The sequence below is a fragment of the Streptococcus sp. DD04 genome, assembly GCF_001578725.1.
Lineage (GTDB): Bacteria > Bacillota > Bacilli > Lactobacillales > Streptococcaceae > Streptococcus > Streptococcus sinensis.
This window is the reverse complement of record NZ_KQ969006.1, coordinates 1-415: the sequence shown is the minus strand read 5'-3', so window position 1 is coordinate 415 and position 415 is coordinate 1. Positions and strand designations below refer to the sequence as shown.

Sequence of the window (415 nt, the reverse complement as noted above, 5' to 3'; positions counted from 1 at the left end):
AATTTGGTGATTCTTCTTGACTAAGGACGTTTCTGCGACAGCTACTTTCCCGCAATCCTGACAGCGGAAGCGCCGTTTTCTCAATCGAATCAGCATTTTATATCCCGCACATTCTAGGTAAGGAATTTTCGATTCTTTTTGGAAGTCATATTTAGCCATTTTTCCTTGGCAGTGAGGGCATTTAGGTGCGGGATAATCTAGCTTAGCGAGGATTTCTTTATGAGTCCCCGAGTCCTTGTAATCTAGAATGATGATATTTTTGTCTTTAATTTCGAGTAAGTTTGTGATAGAATTTAATTGTTCCATAAGATTCTTTCTAATGATGGTTTGGTCGCTTTTCATTATAGGTCTTATGGGACTTTTTTTCTCTTGAATTGTCAAATTAAGTGCACAATTTCACCATAAAATACTTCAT

At 36.9% G+C, this 415-nt stretch carries 1 protein-coding gene; it reads right to left on the bottom strand.

Going from position 1 to position 415, the window contains the following annotated elements; genetic code table 11:
- Positions 1–306: transposase family protein (locus STRDD04_RS10270; protein ID WP_197460102.1), on the bottom strand; the 306-nt coding region annotated here is incomplete at its 3' end.
- Positions 307–415: the final 109 nt, after the last annotated feature.